12 protein-coding genes are annotated in these 19188 nt (G+C 50.3%); 7 read left to right on the forward strand and 5 right to left on the reverse strand.

All coding sequences use genetic code 11. The features are described 5' to 3' along the window. Positions 1-67: 67 nt before the first annotated feature. Positions 68-835, reverse strand: a complete 768-nt coding sequence (locus CAP50_RS01410; protein WP_100748770.1) for a hypothetical protein — start codon at positions 833-835, stop codon at positions 68-70. Between the two features lie 219 nt (positions 836-1054). Here CAP50_RS01410 and CAP50_RS01415 point away from each other — a divergent pair, with 219 nt between their 5' ends. Continuing rightward, positions 1055-2482, forward strand: a complete 1428-nt coding sequence (locus CAP50_RS01415; RefSeq protein WP_100748771.1) for an outer membrane protein transport protein — start codon at positions 1055-1057, stop codon at positions 2480-2482. A gap of 6 nt (positions 2483-2488) precedes the next feature. On the opposite strand, the gene CAP50_RS01420 is transcribed toward CAP50_RS01415, so the two are convergent. Then, positions 2489-3676 carry a hypothetical protein gene (locus CAP50_RS01420; protein WP_100748772.1) on the reverse strand — a complete coding sequence of 396 codons (1188 nt, stop codon included), beginning with the start codon at positions 3674-3676 and terminating at the stop codon, positions 2489-2491. 671 nt (positions 3677-4347) lie between these two features. Between CAP50_RS01420 and nemA the strand changes: the two genes are divergently transcribed. Continuing rightward, positions 4348-5457, forward strand: coding sequence for an alkene reductase (nemA, locus tag CAP50_RS01425; protein WP_100748773.1), 1110 nt, complete (start codon positions 4348-4350; stop codon positions 5455-5457). Between the two features lie 214 nt (positions 5458-5671). On the opposite strand, the gene CAP50_RS01430 is transcribed toward nemA, so the two are convergent. Beyond that, a complete protein-coding gene (locus CAP50_RS01430; protein ID WP_100748774.1) occupies positions 5672-6718 on the reverse strand; it encodes a pirin family protein in 1047 nt (348 codons plus the stop codon). A gap of 208 nt (positions 6719-6926) precedes the next feature. After that, a complete protein-coding gene (locus CAP50_RS01435; RefSeq protein ID WP_100748775.1) occupies positions 6927-8228 on the reverse strand; it encodes an NAD(P)/FAD-dependent oxidoreductase in 1302 nt (433 codons plus the stop codon). Between the two features lie 439 nt (positions 8229-8667). Between CAP50_RS01435 and acs the strand changes: the two genes are divergently transcribed. From acs to pgsA, 4 genes are all read left to right on the forward strand, one after another. Continuing rightward, on the forward strand, positions 8668-10629 hold the full coding sequence (gene acs / locus CAP50_RS01440; RefSeq protein WP_100748776.1) for an acetate--CoA ligase: 1962 nt from the start codon (positions 8668-8670) through the stop codon (positions 10627-10629). A gap of 222 nt (positions 10630-10851) precedes the next feature. Beyond that, positions 10852-12066: an NAD(P)/FAD-dependent oxidoreductase gene (locus CAP50_RS01445; RefSeq protein ID WP_100748777.1), complete on the forward strand. Its 1215-nt coding sequence runs from the start codon at positions 10852-10854 to the stop codon at positions 12064-12066. A gap of 73 nt (positions 12067-12139) precedes the next feature. Further along, positions 12140-12580 (forward strand): MgtC/SapB family protein, encoded by a 441-nt coding sequence (locus CAP50_RS01450; protein ID WP_075102627.1) that lies wholly within the window; start codon positions 12140-12142, stop codon positions 12578-12580. A 505-nt stretch (positions 12581-13085) separates the two neighbouring features. Next, the gene (gene pgsA / locus CAP50_RS01455) at positions 13086-13766 is read left to right on the forward strand and encodes a CDP-diacylglycerol--glycerol-3-phosphate 3-phosphatidyltransferase (protein ID WP_100748960.1); all 681 of its coding nucleotides are present in this window, start codon (positions 13086-13088) and stop codon (positions 13764-13766) included. 232 nt (positions 13767-13998) lie between these two features. Here pgsA and CAP50_RS01460 read toward each other — a convergent pair whose 3' ends face one another. Then, positions 13999-14493 (reverse strand): pyridoxamine 5'-phosphate oxidase family protein, encoded by a 495-nt coding sequence (locus tag CAP50_RS01460; protein ID WP_075101845.1) that lies wholly within the window; start codon positions 14491-14493, stop codon positions 13999-14001. A 522-nt stretch (positions 14494-15015) separates the two neighbouring features. Here CAP50_RS01460 and purL point away from each other — a divergent pair. After that, positions 15016-19014: a phosphoribosylformylglycinamidine synthase gene (gene purL, locus CAP50_RS01465; RefSeq protein ID WP_100748778.1), complete on the forward strand. Its 3999-nt coding sequence runs from the start codon at positions 15016-15018 to the stop codon at positions 19012-19014. The last annotated feature ends 174 nt before the right edge of the window (positions 19015-19188 follow it).

Raw genomic sequence — 19188 nt, forward strand, 5'->3', positions numbered from 1 at the left:
CTGAAAGGTAAGGATTTGCAGTCAAATACTAGCAGCCAAATACCATGTCAAGCCCGCGGCGGCGTGGTTAATTTGCGCCTCCGATCATGATCAGCTGAATAGGGAAGGTAATGATGTCAAAGGCTTTGGCAAGAGGCATCAACGCCTTTAGCCTTTTTTCTTCTGCCAACGTGGTGTCTGGCTGATAATGATAAAACGTCAGGGCGATTGGCTGAGCAAAACGGTAAGGCAGCGTCTCGCTATTTTTAATGGCCGGTGCTACCGTGACGGGCAGACGCCGCAAGGTTTTTGTACAGCGGGTCATGCCGCCAGCAAAGCCATCGTGACACGTAAAGCCAGCGTCCTCAAGCTGATCCGTTTCACCGGCGGCGAGCTGCTGCGTTGATTTTTCATACCCTAGTCTCAAAGCCATACAGCCCTGCACTGAGGGGCAGCCGCTTTCACCAACTCTTATCGCAAAGTGCGGCGTGTCTTTTGTTGGCATGGGTTTAAAGGAAAAATACGCCAGATCGACGTGATTGAGTATAGCTGTCAGCTCAGGGTCTTGGTTTGCGCTCTGTACCAAATAGCTGTGCTTTTCCCCTGCAAACACAATTGTATTATCCACGCCCTCCATAGGCGCGCTGGGCTTACCAACGGCGATGAGTCTATCGCTCAGTTGCTCGACCGCGACCCATTTTGCATCTTCTTGTCGCATTAGCTGATAGTCGAGCTTTTCTGTCGCAAGACAGCCGCTCAAGGCCAACATAAGCCCCACACTGCAAGCCGCTGGCAAGTGTTTTTTTGCAAGGTGTTTTCGATACTTTGTTTGGGGCGCTGCGGTTGGCGTCTGCATGTTTTTTCTCTGTTTGATCGATGTTTTTGATACGTTAAATACGCGATATTGCCACTATTTAATACGAATAAAACACCGCCTATTGGATGACGGCGTTGCTTTTATATTGACAAATGTTAGCTTTCGCTATTTAATCGAGAGACACACAAGCTAGGGATAGGACGGTGGTCTCGCGTTTTGTCCTATCTTAGCGTTTTTTACTGACAAAAGGATATTGTCATGACATCACTGCCATCTGTACGGTTGGCTCGCACGGTTGCGACTTCTCGTTTTTTTTATTTTAATCAAGCCTCACGATATCTGCTGGCGGCCAGTAGTGTCACCGCACTGAGTCTGAGTTTAAGTATCAGCGCGGCGCATGCCGCTGGCCTAGAGTATAGCAAGCAGTCTGTTGCGCCGTTTTTTGAGCCGGGCAACTACGCTGAGCTGTCCTACGCCTATATCGATCCAAAAATCGAAGGCACCGATATCGCCGGCAACAAAATCGACGACATGATGGATGATTTTGACTTGCCTGGAGCGGCGATAAAAATTGCACCGACCACCAACACCGCGTTGGCGCTGATTTACGAAAAGCCTTTTGGAGTCGATACCAAATATCCAGCAGGCAATATATTTAATAATGAAATGGGGCCGACAGAGGCGCGCATCGAGACGACAGGTATCACGTTATTGGGCGGCGGTAAGGTAACCAACAATATCTGGCTGTATGGCGGGCTTGAGCACCAGACACTAAAGGGTAAAGTCACAGGCGCGCAGCCTGTGGGCATGACTACGGCAGTGGCGGAAGTGCTGGATCTGGTCGGTGCCGCGTTTGGCGTGCCAACTCTGGCGGAGTATAACAATCTGGTCGATAAGCAAAACAACGGCACCATTAGCGCAGCGGAAGCAGCAGCGTTAGAGACGGTCAATGGACTTGCCACGCCAGTGGCAGAAGCGCCGACCTATTATACGCTGGACTTTGAAGACAAAAGTACCCTCGCACCAGTACTGGGCATGGCTTATGAGATACCCGAGATTGCCCTACGAGCGGCATTGACCTATCGCGCGCCTGCCAAGTATCAGGTGGCAGGGGTGGAGAATTTGCAAGTGATTTTGCCGCCTGCTGCTGGCGGTGATGGGGTCACGCCCAGCCCTGCTACCGATGAGGTTGCCTTACCATTATCTGGTAAGTCAGAGGTAAAAATGCCACAATCGCTCAACTTTGATTTTCAAACCGGTCTGAGTGAAAAATACCAGCTACTTGGGATGCTCAATGCGCGCTGGGTGGACTGGAGCGATTTTAGCGTGACGCCGCCGGTGGCTACCGTGGCCACACAAGAGCCGCTCGCCGCTTACAAAAAAGATGGCTACGCGGTCGAGGTGGCGCTGGGTAAGCAGTTTAACCCACAGCTCTCAGGAGAGATTCGCGCCGGTTATGACCATGGCACTGGCGCACCGCTTAGCTTATTGGGGCCTTATGACGCCATCACCACCTTGGGACTGGGCGCACAGTATAAGCTTAGCGAGCAATTGAGCGTCTCTGCCGGTGGCCAGTACATGTGGTTTGAGGGTGGCCCTGTCGATACCAAGATCGATGGCCGTGTGGCAAATATCGACGACGGCACTGGCTACGCGCTAGGCATGAAGCTTGGCTATCACTTCTAGTGCTTTTTATGCAGCGGCTTGCGCGTCTATGCACACAATACCTGTCAAGCAGTCCTTGCTATTTGCTGGCTGCGGCAGCGTGAGGTTTAGGGCGCGGCTTAATTGATAGCGGGCGATGTTGTCTTGATTGGTGTCATCACCGCCACGTTCACCGCTAGCAGGTATCGGATAGTGTTGCTGGCGCTCGGCCGCCGTCTGCTGCATAAATGCCAAAAAGGTCTGTGCGTCTTTTGCCAGCTGACTATTTGGACGGCTGGCCAGCTGCTGAAGCAGCCTATCATTTGTAGGCTGAGTTAAGGTTCGTATGTCATCATCTGTCCACCGCGTACGCTCTGAGCCAAAAAACAGTAGATATCGATACAGCGTAAATAACCGTTTGGCATCATCATAAAAATAGCTGTCAGGATAGCGCGTCATAAAATCCTCCCAAAACACCGCGCGCTCAGCCACAGTATCAAAGGGTATGGTAATCGCGGCATCAAACCACAGCTTATGCTGGTTGTCCTGCGCCATACGCTGGATAAAATCACGCTGATCGTCTGGCAAATAAGGGGTAAATATCTCTGCCATGGCGTTCAGATTATGATAAAACTCAAAGTTGCCTGCGCCGATATAGCGCACCTCGATATCAGAGCGGCCCATGACCAGACCAATGAGATAGCGAACCCGTGGCGGCACTTGTTTTAGTTGTGCCACGGTGATTTTTTCGCCGCGCTCGACGGCATTCATCACTGTAAAAAACGCGGCGCTGTCGGTCGGCGGGTTAAACTGCAAAAAACGCTGATACATCGCTTGATACTCAATCAGCAGTTGCAGCACTTCGGTATTATTGGCGCTTGGTAAGCACGTTTGTATCTGGCGCTGCACTGTGTGAATGCTTTCTGCCTGACTTTTATGATCGATGGCGTTTATGGTGCCGTGTAGTTTGGTACAGATTAGCTGCTGTTTTAAGGTTTCTTCAGATAGCGCCACCAGTGCTTTGGTCAGCGCTTTTGGCGTTTTGGCTTCTGTCAGCTTGGGCGTGTCAGTAGTGGTCGGCACAGGGGCGTTTGGTGATTCGGTGGTTGGCGCATCCGCAGCGGTATCCTCCAATGGGGTGCTATCCGCTGCCGGTGGCTGACAAGCACTGATGCCCACGCACAATAGTCCAAGCGCCATACTGTATGCCAATTTGCTTTTTTGTCTAAACTGCATCCCCTTTATACTCCATCGCATGACATATCTATAGTCGATTCTAAGTAAAACAGATACATTATATGTCAACGTGAAACTGGTATAAATTTTCCTTGCGTGCTGTGCCTGCGCTGCTCGATGCTGCATAAAACTCATCCCAGTCCCACTGTATCGTTTTTATACTGAACTCACTATAGTTTCCTTATCAGTTTTGCTGATCTATTTATTTACTGGTTTGTTCACCCATGGTTTTATTGGTATTGGCGACAGGCATTTTATCCTTTGCTTGATCGCTAATATAGGTCGCAGGGCAGTATGGTACACGTCATTGTGACATATTTAGCCGAGGTTTTATCGTCATATCATTAAGCATGATTGGCTGCGTTGATTTGCTGCATGGATGACAGGGCAAGGGGCAGGATAGATAAAGACCAAAGGTGTTTTTGTTTGTAACGCTTGCTTGAATAAACCCATCCGCTCCCTATAAAGATAACGGTCGTTCAATATGACTTTTTATGTCTTTATTCGGTCGCAGCTCATATCGATACGCAGCGCACCGATACCATAATAGGTATGCATGACAAAGCATTGCGCGACTTGATAGCGATGTATCTGATTTATTTAGCGTCGACTATAATCAGCAGCGTAATAACGAACATTCACCAATAACGACAAACACCATAGGGCACAATATGGCACACGATAATTTATTTGAACCCGTAAAAATGGGCACCCAAACCCTAAAAAACCGCATCATTATGGCACCTCTGACCCGTCTGCGCGCAGTCGAGCCAGGCGATGTGCCGACCGCATTGGCAGGCGAGTATTATTCGCAGCGCGCAGGAGCAGGGCTGGTCATCACCGAAGCGACGCAGGTATCTTTTCAGGCCAAAGGCTATGCTGGCGCGCCTGGTATTCATACGCCAGATCAAGTCACCGCATGGAAAGCTGTGGTCGATAATGTCCATGCCAAAGGCGGCAAAATCGTCGTGCAGCTGTGGCACACAGGACTGGTCGCGCACAAAAGCGTGCAGCCAAATGGGCAAGCGCCGATCTCCGCCTCCGATGTCAAGGTCGGCGCTCGAACCTCACTACGTGATAGCAACGAGCAAGCGATCCGTGTGGAGACCACGCCGCCGCGTCCAGCCACACTAGATGAGATACAGCAAGTGATCAAAGACTTTGCGCAAGCGACAAAAAATGCCAAAGAAGCGGGGTTTGATGGGGTAGAGATTCATGGCGCTCATGGTTATCTGCTGCATCAGTTTTGGGTTGAGCAAACCAATAAGCGCGAAGATGCGTATGGTGGTAGTCGCGAAAACCGCGCGCGTTTGACGCTCGATGTCATCGATGCTTGTATCGATGCATGGGACGCCGATCATGTCGGTATTCGTGTGTCACCGCAAGGCTCGTTTAATGGCGTAGATGCTGGCTACGATGAAGACGATAATATTTGGCTGATCGAGCAGATCAATGCGCGCGGCCTGATGTACCTACATATCTCAGAGCCTGACTGGGCGGGTGGCACGCCTTATACCGAAGGCTTCCGCCAGCGTATCCGCACAGCGTTTGACAGCATGATTATTGCAGCTGGCGGCTATACTGCCGAAAAAGCATCGCAAAATATCCAAGCTGGCTACATCGATGCGGTGGCATTTGGTCGCGACTATATTGCCAACCCCGACTTGGCCGAGCGTATCCGCCAAGCAGCGCCGCTCAATGAGCAGCATCCGCAGACTTTTTATGGTGGCGGCAGTGAGGGCTATACTGACTATGCGTTTTTGGCTAAAAAACAAGCCTAATGTCGCGATGACTAACTTTAAATTTTAAGCGTTAAAAAGCCGCTTTACATCTTTGTAAAGCGGCTTTTTTATGAGAAATTCGATGTTAGGGCTTCGATATTTGTTAATTTTGACAGACCCTTTAGTAGGGCGGTTCCTCATTTTTGTCCCATTTAGATGGCTATCGATTGAATTGAGATACGCCTTAGTATTAGTATCGACGATATAGCGGTTATTAATATAACGGCGATTGATACAGGGGGCATTGCCCAAAACGACCTGCTTGATAATCACGCAAGGTTTGATGCAGCTCTTCTTTGGTATTCATGACAAAGGGCCCGTGGGCTGCTACAGGCTCGCCGATAGGTTCACCGCTAAGTAACAGCAGTTTGGCAGAAGTTTCGACAGGCGTTTTTTTGACAGGCGCTTTGACAGGCGCTTTGACAGGAGTAGCGGCCAGCTCGTCAGTATGAGCGGCGAGAAGGTACAGCTCAATACGGTCATGAGTTGCCACTTGCTCCGCCGCTATCTCAGTACGGTGCTGGGTTGGCGCGGCAAATTGAATCAAATGACCCGCACTGATGGCGGTGCCATTCACCAGCACCTCGCCTTCTTGTACCAGCAGGAGCACATTGTGGGTATCAGGGAGCTGTAGCGTCGTTGTGCCTGCATGATGTAGCGCGATGTCCCAGAGGTTGATGGGCGTAAAGGTGCTGGCCGCCCCTTTGATACCTTGCCAATCACCAGCGATAATCGCCGCTGTGCCAATCACTGTTTGATGATTACTATCTGCTGTCAGCGTCACCATCGGCATGTCGGCGCGCTTGATGCTCTGATATCTTGGCGCTGTTAGTTTATGAGCGCTCGGCAGATTGACCCACAGCTGTACCATGCTAAAGAGCCCGCCGCGCGCACCAAACGCCTCAGAGTGAAACTCCTCATGCGTGATTCCGCGCCCTGTGGTCATCCACTGGGCATCACCTGCCAAAATATCGCCGCGACCGCCGGTCGAGTCAGCGTGGCTGATCTCACCTGCATACGCGACAGTCACTGCCTCAAAGCCTTTGTGCGGATGTTGTCCGATGCCGTGCGGCTTGGTCTGATAATGAGGGTTTGGGGCAAAGGTGGTCGGCTGGCCATAGTCAAATAACAAAAACGGGTCAGTATGGCGATAGTTAATGTCGGAGTCATCATCCAAATGGTTGATTAAGGTTTTTACATAAAAACCATCACCTATCCAGTGCGGCGCTTTGTCACCATGAATATGTTTGATCGGACGCATGTATCACCTCATAAAAATAGTATATGGCTTATGCAGCATAACGGGAGCCAAGCGTCAGATGCCTCAATGTAGTATTATCTTACTGTATATTCAAAATAACACATATTGTGCTTGTTTGAATCATTATCACACTGACGCAAGCTTGGTTGGGTTGGGTTTTTTGCACAGAGCAAGAGCAGTAGAGGCATGATAATGCGGCTTATACCACTTATACTACCTCGCCGCATACATGGCCACTGGCCCACGCCCACTGAAAATTATAGCCGCCCAGCCAGCCGGTGACGTCTAGAACCTCACCGATAAAATATAAGCCCTCTTGCAAATTGCTTTGCATGGTCTTTGATGATACCTCGTCGGTGGTCACCCCGCCGCGTGTGACCTCGGCGGTGCGGTAGCCCTCGGTGCCAGAGGGTTTGAGCTGCCAGCTGTTGAGCGCCGCGCCCAGCTCCAGTAGCCGCTCGTCCTTGATATTGGCAAGCTCGGTTTCTTTGATATCATCCCACAGATGCGCTTGTAGGGCGGAGAGCAGTTTTTTGGGTAGCGGGCTGGTGGTATGGTCAGCCAAAACGGTACGAACCAGCTGGCGCGGATGGGATTTTTTGTGAGCAAGCAGGAGCGCAGTCATATCAGTATCTGGCAGCAGGTTGATACGGATGGTTTCTCCAGTATGCCAATAGTTTGAAAGCTGAAGCATGGCAGGGCCTGAGAGCCCGCGATGGGTAAATAGTAGCGGCAGTCTAAAGGAGATGCGTTCATTGCTGGCAATTACCGGTAGGCTGATGCCTGCCAGTGAGCGGATAAGCTCGCCAGTCTGATCGGTAAAGGTAAAAGGCACGAGGCTGGCATCGGTTGCCACCAGAGTATGACCAAACTGCTGCGCCAGCTCATAGCCAAGACCGCTGGCACCCATCGTCGGAATCGACAAGCCGCCCGTTGCCACCACCAGCGACTCACAGCGGTAAGTGGTTTGTGGCAACGTGGGTGAGCTTGTGGCCTCTTTTCTTGCTTGCTTTTCTTTTTTACTCAGCGATCTGCTGGTGCGTAATTCAAAGCGTGCATGGTTGGCACTATCGATCGGTTTTACGCCATCAATCTGTGTACTAAGCTTGATATGCACACCGACTGCCGCGCACTCATCTAGCAGCATAGTCACGATGTCTTGGGCTGAGTCGTCACAAAATAGCTGACCGTGCTCGCGCTCATGATAGGGAATATGGTGCGCCGCTACCATACCGATAAACTCCCAATTGGAATAACGGCTCAAAGCCGACTTACAAAAGTGCGGATTGGCGCCGATAAAATGGCTCGGCTCGACGACATAGTTGGTAAAATTGCAGCGTCCGCCCCCCGACATGAGGATTTTCTTGCCTGCTTTATTGGCATGGTCGAGCACCAGCACGCGGCGACCACGGCGACCAGCGGTAAGCGCACAGTATAGACCGGATGCGCCCGCACCGATGATGATGACGTCGTAATGGGTAGAGTGGGAAGCGGGACGATGGTGACTCATGGGGATCTCATAAATAAAAAGGGGTGGAGGATGCGCGTGACGTCTAAATTAGCCCATATAAAGGGAAGCCTAGATACAGGGTAACGCAAATAAAAGGAAGCTAAACAGGTTAAGTGCGTAACAACAGCCAAAAACCCTCATCGGCGAAAAAAAGCCAATATAGGCGCGTGTCATCGCCGCTGGCGTGTAGCTATTGTCCATATTTCATATCAGGTTACAAGGATTAAATGTAATGGTGCAGTTGCGCGCCAGCAATCAGCAAGTATACGGCTGTACAGTGAAATTGTTATGAATGGGCGTTGATGCCTTGCAACCGTCCCGCTTATTTGTCAAACTAACACAGAGTGTCACACATTATGGAAGATGACTCTTATTGCTTGTACAGGCAGCCGTGCGCGGCGGTTTGTGCGAGTCATAATAATTAAAAAGGATGAATACTATGACGCAAAAATCATTTCCTGTTACAGACGATTTTCTTGCCGCCGCCAATACCAGCGCGGAGCAATACCAAACAGACTACCAGCAATCTATCGAATCTCCTGAGAGTAATGATGCCTTTTGGGCACAGCGTGCCGAGCTAGTCGATTGGATAAAAAAACCCACCAAAATCAGCGACGTCAACTATGATTTGGACGATTTTCGTATCAAATGGTTTGAAGACGGTCAGCTCAATGTCTCTGTCAACTGTCTCGATCGTCATCTAAAGACCCATCCTTACAAGCCTGCCATCATTTGGGAAGGCGATCACCCGTCGCAGCATAAAATTATCTCATTTAAAGAGCTGCACGAGGAAGTCTGCCGGCTGGGCAATGCCCTGCGCAAGCTGGGTGTCGAAAAAGGCGATCGAGTGACCCTATATATGCCGATGATACCAGAGGCGATGATCGGTATGCTGGCCTGTACCCGCATCGGTGCAGTACACTCTGTGGTATTTGGCGGTTTTTCTGCTGAAAGCTTGGGCAATCGCTTGGTCGATAGTCGCTCCAAAGTCATCATTACCGCAGATGAAGGCGTGCGCGGCAATAAACACACTCCGCTAAAAGCCAACGTCGATCGGGCGTTGGACATGGATGGCACCGACACGGTCACCAACGTCGTCGTCGTGCACCGTACTGGTAACTCAGTACCGATGAGTGGCCGCCGCGACATTTGGTACCATACCTTAATCGATGGCGAGTCTGAGCATTGCGAGCCTGAGGTGATGAATGCCGAAGACCCGTTGTTTTTATTATATACCTCAGGCTCTACGGGTAAGCCCAAAGGCGTGCTGCACACCACGGGTGGCTATCTGACGTATGCCGTCTCAACTTTCCGTGACGTGTTTGATATCAAAGACAATGACGTTTATTGGTGTACAGCGGATGTCGGCTGGGTGACGGGGCACACTTATACTACTTATGCACCCCTTGCCAATGGTACGACGACCGTGATGTTTGAAGGAGTGCCTGAGTATCCAACGTGGGCGCGCATTGGTCATATTATTGATAAACATGACGTGACGATTTTGTACACAGCGCCGACAGCGATTCGAGCGATGATGAAAGAGGGCGATGCCTTTGTCCGTGAGTCGGATCGCTCCAGCCTACGCCTGCTGGGTACGGTCGGTGAGCCAATCAACCCAGAGGCTTGGGACTGGTATTATCATATCGTTGGTAGTGGCAAATGCCCCATCGTCGATACATGGTGGCAGACTGAAACAGGCGGTATTCTCATGGCTCCCATACCAGGTACGGTCGCGCCCAAACCAGGGGCGGCGATGAACCCGCTATACGGTATCAAGCCAGAGATTGTCAATAGTGATGGCGAGGTTTTAGAAGGCGCTGCCGAAGGCAATCTGGCAATTAAAAGCAGCTGGCCGGGGCAGATGCGTACGATTTATAACGACCATGAGCGCTTTTTAAAGACATATTTTAGTGAGTACCCAGGTTATTACTTTACAGGGGACGGTGCTCAGCGCGACGAAGATGGGCACTACTGGATCACCGGCCGTGTCGATGATGTGCTCAATGTCTCAGGCCATCGCTTAGGCACAGCGGAGATCGAAAGCGCGGTGGTGGCGCATCCGGCGACCGCTGAGGCGGCCATCGTCGGTATGCCGCATGAGATACGCGGCATGGGGGTCTGTGCTTTTATTATCCTAAAATCTGGCGAGACGGCCACAGAGTCGCTAAAAGCCGAGCTAAATCGCCACGTGCGTACAGAGATCGGCCCGATTGCCAATCTTGATGCCATTTATATCGTCGATGCACTGCCCAAAACCCGCTCAGGCAAGATCATGCGCCGTATCTTGCGTAATTTGGCTGCAGGGCAGTATGTGGGGTTGGGCGACTTATCCACGCTTGCCGACAGTTCAGTGATCAATCAGCTGGTTGAGGTGGTCAAGGCGGAACGCGGTGAGTAAGCAGGCAGATAAGTAAGCAATAGTATCAACAATAAAAAAAGCCATGTTATCGACGGTAGCATGGCTTTTTTACGTAGATGATATTGATATCAGCAGGTTTTAAGGGTTCAATAGCTTTTATGAGCCTCGCTGTTTGTATATGGCCTGTCTTCACATGACTGCCTGCACATGCTGGCTTACACACATTATTTTGATCAAAATACCACAAGGCCGACTGTCGTTATGTCTGAGCACACACTCCACTCTTGTCATCCTGCTGATACCGCTGCACCGACCATCGCCATCATCGGTGGCGGGTTGACGGGACTGTTTACCGCCACTTTGTTGGAGCGTGCGTTTGGTCATACGCCTGCCGCCCAGCCGATGCCGCAGCTGACGATTTTTGAAAAATCTCGCAGCGTGGGGCGATTGGCCACCCGATATCGCCGCGACAGCCAAACGCATAAAAACTGGCAATGGGCGTTTGGGGCGCAGTTTTTTACTGCAAAGACCGCCAGCTTTCAGCAGTTTATAGCGCCATGGCTCAACATAGGTATGGTACAGCCGTGGTGTGCCAAGGTGATCGAGATGACCGCTGCCCATACGGCGGGCCAGCAGCCCTCTACCATAAAAAAAGAGCGCTGGAATACCGAGCAAGCCCGCTATATTAGTACCCCAAAGATGACCAGTTGGGGGCGCGCGCTGGCAGGCGAGCTACAGCACACCACCATGTGCTTTCAAACCCGTGTGGCACCACTGGCGCAGTACACTGAGCCAGTAGCTGATGAAAATAAGCAACAAACTAAGCAAAAAACTGAGCTGTTTGATGAAGCAGGCCATAGTCTTGGGCTATTTGACTGGGTGATCTGTACCGCGCCAAACGTGCAAGCGGGCGAGCTGATGGCTGGCAGTGGTTTTGACAAACAAGGGAGCATCAGCCCCATCAAGATGCAAGCTTGCTACACGCTGATGCTCGGCTGGAATGAAGGGCAGGCGCTTCCCGCGGCGCTGACGGATGCAGAAGACGGTGGCAGATGGGACGTCGCTTATGTCAATGATTCGATCATCGATAGGATATTTATAGAGCAGCGAAAACCTGCCCATGAAACGCTGCTACCGAGTATCACCATCCATGCCCGCAACGACTGGTCCGAGCAGCAGATCGATGAAGAGATAGAGCCTGTACAAGCTGCGTTATTGACAGCAGCGCAGCATGCTTTGGGCTGGGATGATGTCTGTGCTCCCACACAGATCGACTGTCATCGCTGGCGCTATGCCGCGACGCGCTCCGATGCGCAAACCCCCGCCCAAGGCATACTCACTGATGCGTCTCGTCAATGGATCGTCAGTGGCGACTGGTGCGGGCAAGGCAATATCGAGAGCTGCTATCACATGGCGCAGCAGACAGTTGATGTGATCTGCGCCGCGCTTGCAGGGTGGTGCGTTGCTACCCCTTGATAATGACAGAGGGCGTTTATAATAATCGGCGCTGGGCGGGAGGCCCGTTGGTAATATCCAAGGAGGAGATGCTATGTTTGGCTTCGATATAGACTTAGACCTCATGCAGTACCACTTTTTTCAATTGGGTATTGCCTTTATTTTATCATTGCCCATCGCGCTCAACCGCGAGATGAAAGACAACGGCGCGGGGCTGAGGACGTTTCCGCTAGTGACGATTGCCTCTTGTGCATTTATGCTGGTGGGTATGGATATCTATGAATCAGCAGGTGAGGCGAGGATTATGTATGCCATCATCACGGGTATGGGCTTTATCGGCGGCGGGGCGATATTTAAAAACGAGATGGGTTCAAAAGGCACTGCTACGGCGGCCAGCTTATGGAACACGGGCGCAATCGGTATTTCGGTGGCCTATGGTCGCTACGAGATTGCCATTATTCTGTCAGCGGTTGGTTTTTTGATTTTGCAGTTTTCTGAGCCCTTTAAGAGCAAAAAAGAAAAAGACACTCCATAATCTGCTGTAGAAAACCTACCAGCCAAAAAAAAGCCCACAGAGGAGGTGCTGTGGGCTGAGGAAAACTGGACAGGTAGCAAAATCGTGCTACAAGGCAGTGGTGGTGTCTTGTTGTTGTTATGCGGTTATTACGTGTTTTCATCGGCACTGCATGGCACTAAACACATCAGTAGTATGCTTAAAGGTACTGTACATGGCCGTTTTGGTTCTTATCTACAAAGAGCTCTAAAAAGATATCTTCAGTACTGACTATACTTACTAAGATTAGGGCAATTATAATCCGTTCAATAGGCAGATATATTTACTTACATATTTAAGTGTACAAGTGTTTTCGTTTGCATGGCTATCATAACGCAACTGATGGTGATTTGGCTACGATTCGGCGATTTTGGTTACATGACATTACGTTTTATCTTTGGGGGCAGTATAAGAGATGGCATGACGGCTTGCCCGAAAAGTGCTAAGCTATCTGCCATTATTATGTCTATATAAAACTGGGTTTGCCATGACTGAGAGTACGCATTTGCATACGCAGGAACCACCAAGTAAGCAAAATACCAAAAGTATTTTTAACTTGCCAAACAATCTGACCATTGCTCGTATCTTAATGATTCCGCTGTTTGTAGCCATTGCTTACTGGCCGCCAGCGATGGGAATTGGCATGCCTGCCATCTCAGATAATGTCATCGCGCGGGTAGGGATGAGTGAGTTTAGCGATAGCTTATTGCGCCATTTATTATTGACGGGTGTGTTTATCTTAGCGGCGATTACCGATTGGCTCGATGGCTATTTTGCTCGTAAGCTCAATGTCACCTCAGCCTTTGGCCGCTTTTTGGACCCTGTCGCTGACAAGCTGATGGTGGCGGCAGCTTTGATTATCCTCGTGCAGTGGCACCCAAATATCATCATGGCCATCGCAGCGATTGTGATTATCTCGCGTGAAATCGCGGTATCGGCGTTACGTGAGTGGATGGCTGAGCTGGGCAAAGGCACCAGTGTGGCGGTCTCTTATGTCGGTAAGCTCAAGACCACTTTTCAGATGGTGGCGATTACCGTACTGCTGCTAAACTGGGAGTCGCTTGAAACCATCGGCTACGCGCTTATGGTGGCCGCCGTGGTTTTGACGCTATGGTCGATGATGATTTATCTAAAAGCGGCGTGGCCGTATCTCAAACAAAACGGCTGATATTTAACTGTGTCTATATATTTAACTGTGTCTATAAAGTCATCTACCGGTCAAAGACCCTAGTTTTTAATAATTGATACCAGCACACAATCCTCAACACATCATACTTAACACCTAATTCCCAGCAAAAAAACGCCAGTCGCATCAGCCACTGGCGTTTTTTGCTATGGTTATCGCTTATATTTATACTTCTTATTATTTAATACCTCTTATAGCGCGATTGCCTCTATAGTTATAGCGTTACTGAATTGTTTTCCCCCAAATTGGTCGCTTTTTTGCCATCCATGACCGCAGCGGTGGTCATCTTAAACATATTGACCACTGAGCTACCACTGAGCCAATATTCAGCGCCATGTGGCACGACTTTGATGAGCTGGACATTTGGGTCTTCTTTGCCTTGCTCGTAGAACGCATTATAAATCGGCGACCATAGCTCATCGAGCTTTTCTTGGTCTTCGACCAGTTCGGCTTTACCATTGATCGAGACGTAATTTTTGGCATCTTGGCTGACATAAGCCAAGTTTACTTGTGGGTTTCTTTCGATGTCTTTGACGGTTTCGGTGGTTTTATCACCGATAAACCAAATCTCTTTGGCGCCGATACTGGTCTCGCTGGTGGTCATCGGGCAGGCATGCAGGTGGTCTTCATGCGTACGGGTGGTCATCATGGCAAATTTGACATCTTTTACCAATTCTTGCACTTTATCGATATGGTCTTGTCTACTCATAGGGATTTCCTTTTCTTTATAGTTTGTTAGGGTTATAGATTGTTGATATTTGATAGTGTGTTATTTGATGGTGATGTCGATTGACTTTGAGCAAAGACTTTGGATAAAAATATAAAAGACCTCCGCTATCCAGCAACTGCTATCTAGCATAACGACTACTGGCAAAGCATTTATATAGGCTGCCAGTAATGCGATGTGACGGTTTGTAAGGACTATAAGTATTAGGTAAAAATTGTGACGGCATCCATCAAAGCTTGCTGCTTTGCAACCTCTCAATGCTAAACAGATAAGTCAAATAAGACTATCTATGCATAAAGCACCAGTGAGCGGCAATGCGCCATGCGGCCATAACGGGCAAAAGGGCAGCCATTAGCGCAGCAGATTGCTGCTGCATCAAGTAAAGAAGCCGTCACTTTGGCAATTTATCGTGGTTTTGACCTGCTTATTATGGGGCTTCTTGTTATAATACGCAGACCATTTACTTTGCATGGCAGAGATGCCTTTCTTACGGATTATGCCTTTATGATGACCATCGCCGGACAACCGTTTCTTACCGATTTTCAGACGCAGCAACTCATCAGTCAGTTTCAGCAAAAGACCGAACTAAATGTCAGCCAGATCCATACTCAGCAAGTGTATGTGCTATCACGAAAGCTTGTTGATGAAGACGCGCAAAAAGCGCGGGACTTGCTGGGCGTCACAGCGGGCACTGAGCTTGTCGCCCCAGAAGCCAATCAGATACAAGTGATCGTCGGGCCGCGTTTTGGGACGATCTCGCCATGGGCAAGTAAAGCGACCGATATTTTTAATAACTGTGAAATTAAAATCAATCGCGTCGAACGTGTCATTGTTTATACCCTCACGGTCGATGGTGAAGCAGACGAAAAACTGCCAGTAAATGCTGAGCAGTTGTTATTTGACCGTATGACCCAGAGCTTGGTTTATGACTTAAACGACGTGAGCAAGTTGTTTGATGACGAACCACCAGCGGCGCTCAATCGTATCGATGTGATGGGTGAAGGACGCAGTGCCCTTGAGTCGGCCAATACTCAGTTTGGTTTTGCGCTATCGAGCGAAGACATTGATTATCTGATGAATGCCTATGTCAATGAGCTGCAGCGTAATCCGACCGACGTTGAACTGATGATGTTTGCGCAGGCCAATTCTGAGCATTGCCGTCACAAGATCTTTAATGCCGATTGGACGATCGATGGCGAAGTGCAGCCAAAGTCATTGTTTCAGATGATAAAAAACACCTATCAATCAAACCCGCAGGGCATCTTGTCTGCTTACAAAGACAACGCGGCGGTAATGGCAGGGGCAGAGGGGTTGCGTTATTATCCGGTGCCGACCGATGCGATGGACGCCAACTCAATCCATCCGTATGCCTTCCATCAAGAAGCCATCGACATCTTAATGAAAGTCGAAACCCACAACCACCCAACGGCGATTGCTCCTTATGCTGGCGCGGCAACGGGCGCAGGCGGTGAGATTCGTGATGAAGGTGCAACGGGCCGCGGCGGTAAGCCAAAAGCCGGTCTGACAGGCTTCCACGTATCGCACTTGCATATCCCTGAGATGCCTGAGAAGTGGGAGCAGTCTGGTCAATTAAGCACGCAAGACTACGGTACGCCAGATCGTATGGCGACTAGCCTTGAGATTATGACCGAAGCGCCACTTGGTAGCGCCAACTTCTCCAATGAGTTTGGTCGTCCCAACCTATGCGGCTATTTCCGCAGTTTTCAGCTTGATACTTCAGCGGCCAAAGACGGCAGCGAGATGCGCGGCTATCATAAGCCAATTATGCTGGCGGGCGGTTATGGCAATATCAAACGCAACCTCATTGAAAAAAACGCCATTCGTGAAGGCGACCTGCTTATCGTCCTTGGTGGCCCTGCGATGCAAATCGGTCTGGGCGGCGGCGCAGCGTCTTCGGTCGATAGCGGTGAGTTGGATGAAGGTCTAGACTTTGCTTCAGTGCAGCGTGATAACGCCGAGATGGAGCGCCGTTGTCAAGAAGTCATCGATCGCTGCTGGGCCTTAGCGGGTAACGATGCTGACGCTAGTAATGCCAGTAAAGACGGCAACCCAATCGTCTCTATCCATGATGTTGGTGCAGGCGGCCTGTCAAACGCCATGCCAGAGCTGGTCGATGACCATGACATGGGCGCGCATTTAAACCTACGTAAAATCCCGTCGCTAGAAGCAGGCATGTCGCCAATGGCCATCTGGTCAAATGAGGCGCAAGAGCGTTATGTCCTCGCGATTCGCCCAGAGAGTAAAGCGCAATTTGATGCGATCTGTGCTCGTGAGCGCTGCCCGTATGCTATCTTAGGTGAAGCGACTGAAGTGCGTCAGCTTATCGTTGATGATGAGCTATTGGATGAGCAGCCGGTTGATATGCCGATGCAAGTATTGCTCGGTGGTACGCCAAAGATGCAGCGCAGCTTTGAGCGTCAAGAGACTGAGTTGTCCGCGCTGAACTTGGCTGATATCAGTTTAACCGAATCCATCAAAGACGTGCTACGTCATCCAACTGTCGCTAGCAAATCATTTCTTATCAGCATCGGTGACCGCTCGATCACCGGTATGGTGGTGCGTGATCAGTATGTGGGCCGCTATCAAGTGCCCGTCGCTGACTGCGCGGTGACAGCATCAGGTCTGGTGGCGCTAGATGGTCAGCCGATGACTGGCGAAGCGATGAGTGTCGGCGAGCGTACGCCTGTCGCCCTTATCAATCCAAAAGCCTCGGCGCGTCTGGCGGTTGGTGAAGCCATCACCAACATCGCCGGTGCACGTATCGCTCAGCTATCTGATATCACCATGTCGGCGAACTGGATGGCGGCATGTGGCGACGACGCGGAAGACGCGGCATTGTTTGACGCTGTCTATACCGTTGGCGAAGAGCTGTGCCCAGCACTAGGTATTGCGATTCCAGTCGGTAAAGACTCGCTATCGATGCGTGCCAACTGGACGGATAACGATGAAGGTGAAAAACAAGAAAAATCAGTCGTCTCGCCTATGAGTTTGGTCGTGACGGCCTTTGCACCAGTCGCTGACGTGGCGAAAACCCTAACCCCTGAGCTGATCAACGGCGACAGTGCGTTTTACCGTATTGACTTATCTAAAGGCAAGCTGCGTCTGGGCGGTTCAATCCTCGCGCAAACGGCAAGCCAATTGGGCAACGAATGTCCTGACCTTGAAAAGCCAAGCGACTTGATCGATTTCTTTAACTTTATCCAAGCGGGTAACGCGCAAGGCATCATTAGCGCCTATCATGATATCGGTGATGGTGGTTTGCTGGCGACGATTGCAGAGATGCAGTTCACCAGCCGTCAAGGTATCAAGTTGTCATTGGCTGATGACAATCTACTCGGTCAACTGTTCAGTGAAGAGCTGGGTGCGGTGGTTCAAGTTTTACCAGAAAACGTCGCAGCTTTGATGGAGCTAGCAGAGCAATATAACGTCAGCGATATGCTTAGCCTTGTCGGTCAAAGCACTGAAGAAGATAGCCTTATCATTCAAACCCCAACGCTCATGGGTGACGATACCCTACGCTTTAGCCGTGCTGAGCTGCAACAAGAGTGGAGCCAAGTCAGCTACCAAATCGCCCGTCGCCGTGACAACCCAGCGTGCGTCCAGCAAGAGTATGACTTAATCTCTGATGCCAGCCATCAAGGCCTGATCGCTGCACTAAACTTTGATCTTAACCAAAAAGTGGAAGAACCGTACTTAAATAGCCGCGACACTAAGCCGAGAGTCGCTATCCTGCGCGAGCAAGGCGTCAATGGTCAGACCGAGATGGCAGCAGGCTTTACCCAAGCTGGCTTTGAAGCGGTCGACGTACACATGAGCGACTTGCTAGAAGGCCGTATCAATCTACGTGACTTCGACGGTTTGGTCGCTTGTGGCGGCTTTAGTTATGGTGACGTACTCGGCGCAGGCTCAGGCTGGGCGAACTCTATCTTGTTCCATGACGAATTGCGCATGCAGTTCGTGCGCTTCTTTGCCCGTCCGGACACCTTTAGCCTCGGCGTTTGTAACGGCTGTCAGATGATGGCGCAATTGAAAGACCTGATCCCAGGCGCAGAAAACTTCCCACGTTTTATCGCCAATAAATCAGCGCGATTTGAAGCGCGTACGGTCAATGTCAAAGTCGAGCGTACCAAGTCTATCTTGTTTAAAGGCATGCAAGACAGCATCTTACCAATCGCTGTGGCGCATGGTGAAGGCTATGCCACGCTGGACAACACCGAAATCGATGGTATGGCGCGGCACGGTCAGCTCGCCATGCGTTATGTCGATAGCCAAGGTCATCCAACCGAGACGTATCCGCTCAATCCAAACGGCTCGCTCGGCGGAGTCACCGGTCTATGTAGCACTGACGGCCGCGTCACCATCATGATGCCGCACCCTGAGCGTAATCTAAAAGCCTACAATCACAGCTGGAAACCAGAAGAATGGGATGAGGACGGCGCGTGGATGCGTATGTTCCGTAATGCTCGCGCTTGGTTGCGTTAAGATCGACTGAGTCGGTTTAGAATATTGTTTGAGGTAATAAAAAAAGGTGGGCGTAAAGCTCACCTTTTTTTGTTTGAGGTTTTGTAGTTTCAAGTAAATTGGTGTGGAGCTTGCGACACCCAATGATTTTAGGGGAGCTAATCCTGCTTTTCGCTACTATCTTGCTTGTTCACT

Source organism: Psychrobacter sp. L7, from assembly GCF_002810365.1.
Classification (GTDB): domain Bacteria; phylum Pseudomonadota; class Gammaproteobacteria; order Pseudomonadales; family Moraxellaceae; genus Psychrobacter; species Psychrobacter celer.

Bases quoted from the DNA above. Each gene is read 5' to 3' on its own strand.
- CAP50_RS01410 (WP_100748770.1), bottom strand. From the start codon at position 835: ATGCAGACGCCAACCGCAGCGCCCCAAACAAAGTATCGAAAACACCTT.
- CAP50_RS01415 (WP_100748771.1), top strand. From the start codon at position 1,055: ATGACATCACTGCCATCTGTACGGTTGGCTCGCACGGTTGCGACTTCT.
- CAP50_RS01420 (WP_100748772.1), bottom strand. From the start codon at position 3,676: ATGCAGTTTAGACAAAAAAGCAAATTGGCATACAGTATGGCGCTTGGA.
- nemA (WP_100748773.1), top strand. From the start codon at position 4,348: ATGGCACACGATAATTTATTTGAACCCGTAAAAATGGGCACCCAAACC.
- CAP50_RS01430 (WP_100748774.1), bottom strand. From the start codon at position 6,718: ATGCGTCCGATCAAACATATTCATGGTGACAAAGCGCCGCACTGGATA.
- CAP50_RS01435 (WP_100748775.1), bottom strand. From the start codon at position 8,228: ATGAGTCACCATCGTCCCGCTTCCCACTCTACCCATTACGACGTCATC.
- acs (WP_100748776.1), top strand. From the start codon at position 8,668: ATGACGCAAAAATCATTTCCTGTTACAGACGATTTTCTTGCCGCCGCC.
- CAP50_RS01445 (WP_100748777.1), top strand. From the start codon at position 10,852: ATGTCTGAGCACACACTCCACTCTTGTCATCCTGCTGATACCGCTGCA.
- CAP50_RS01450 (WP_075102627.1), top strand. From the start codon at position 12,140: ATGTTTGGCTTCGATATAGACTTAGACCTCATGCAGTACCACTTTTTT.
- pgsA (WP_100748960.1), top strand. From the start codon at position 13,086: ATGACTGAGAGTACGCATTTGCATACGCAGGAACCACCAAGTAAGCAA.
- CAP50_RS01460 (WP_075101845.1), bottom strand. From the start codon at position 14,493: ATGAGTAGACAAGACCATATCGATAAAGTGCAAGAATTGGTAAAAGAT.
- purL (WP_100748778.1), top strand. From the start codon at position 15,016: ATGATGACCATCGCCGGACAACCGTTTCTTACCGATTTTCAGACGCAG.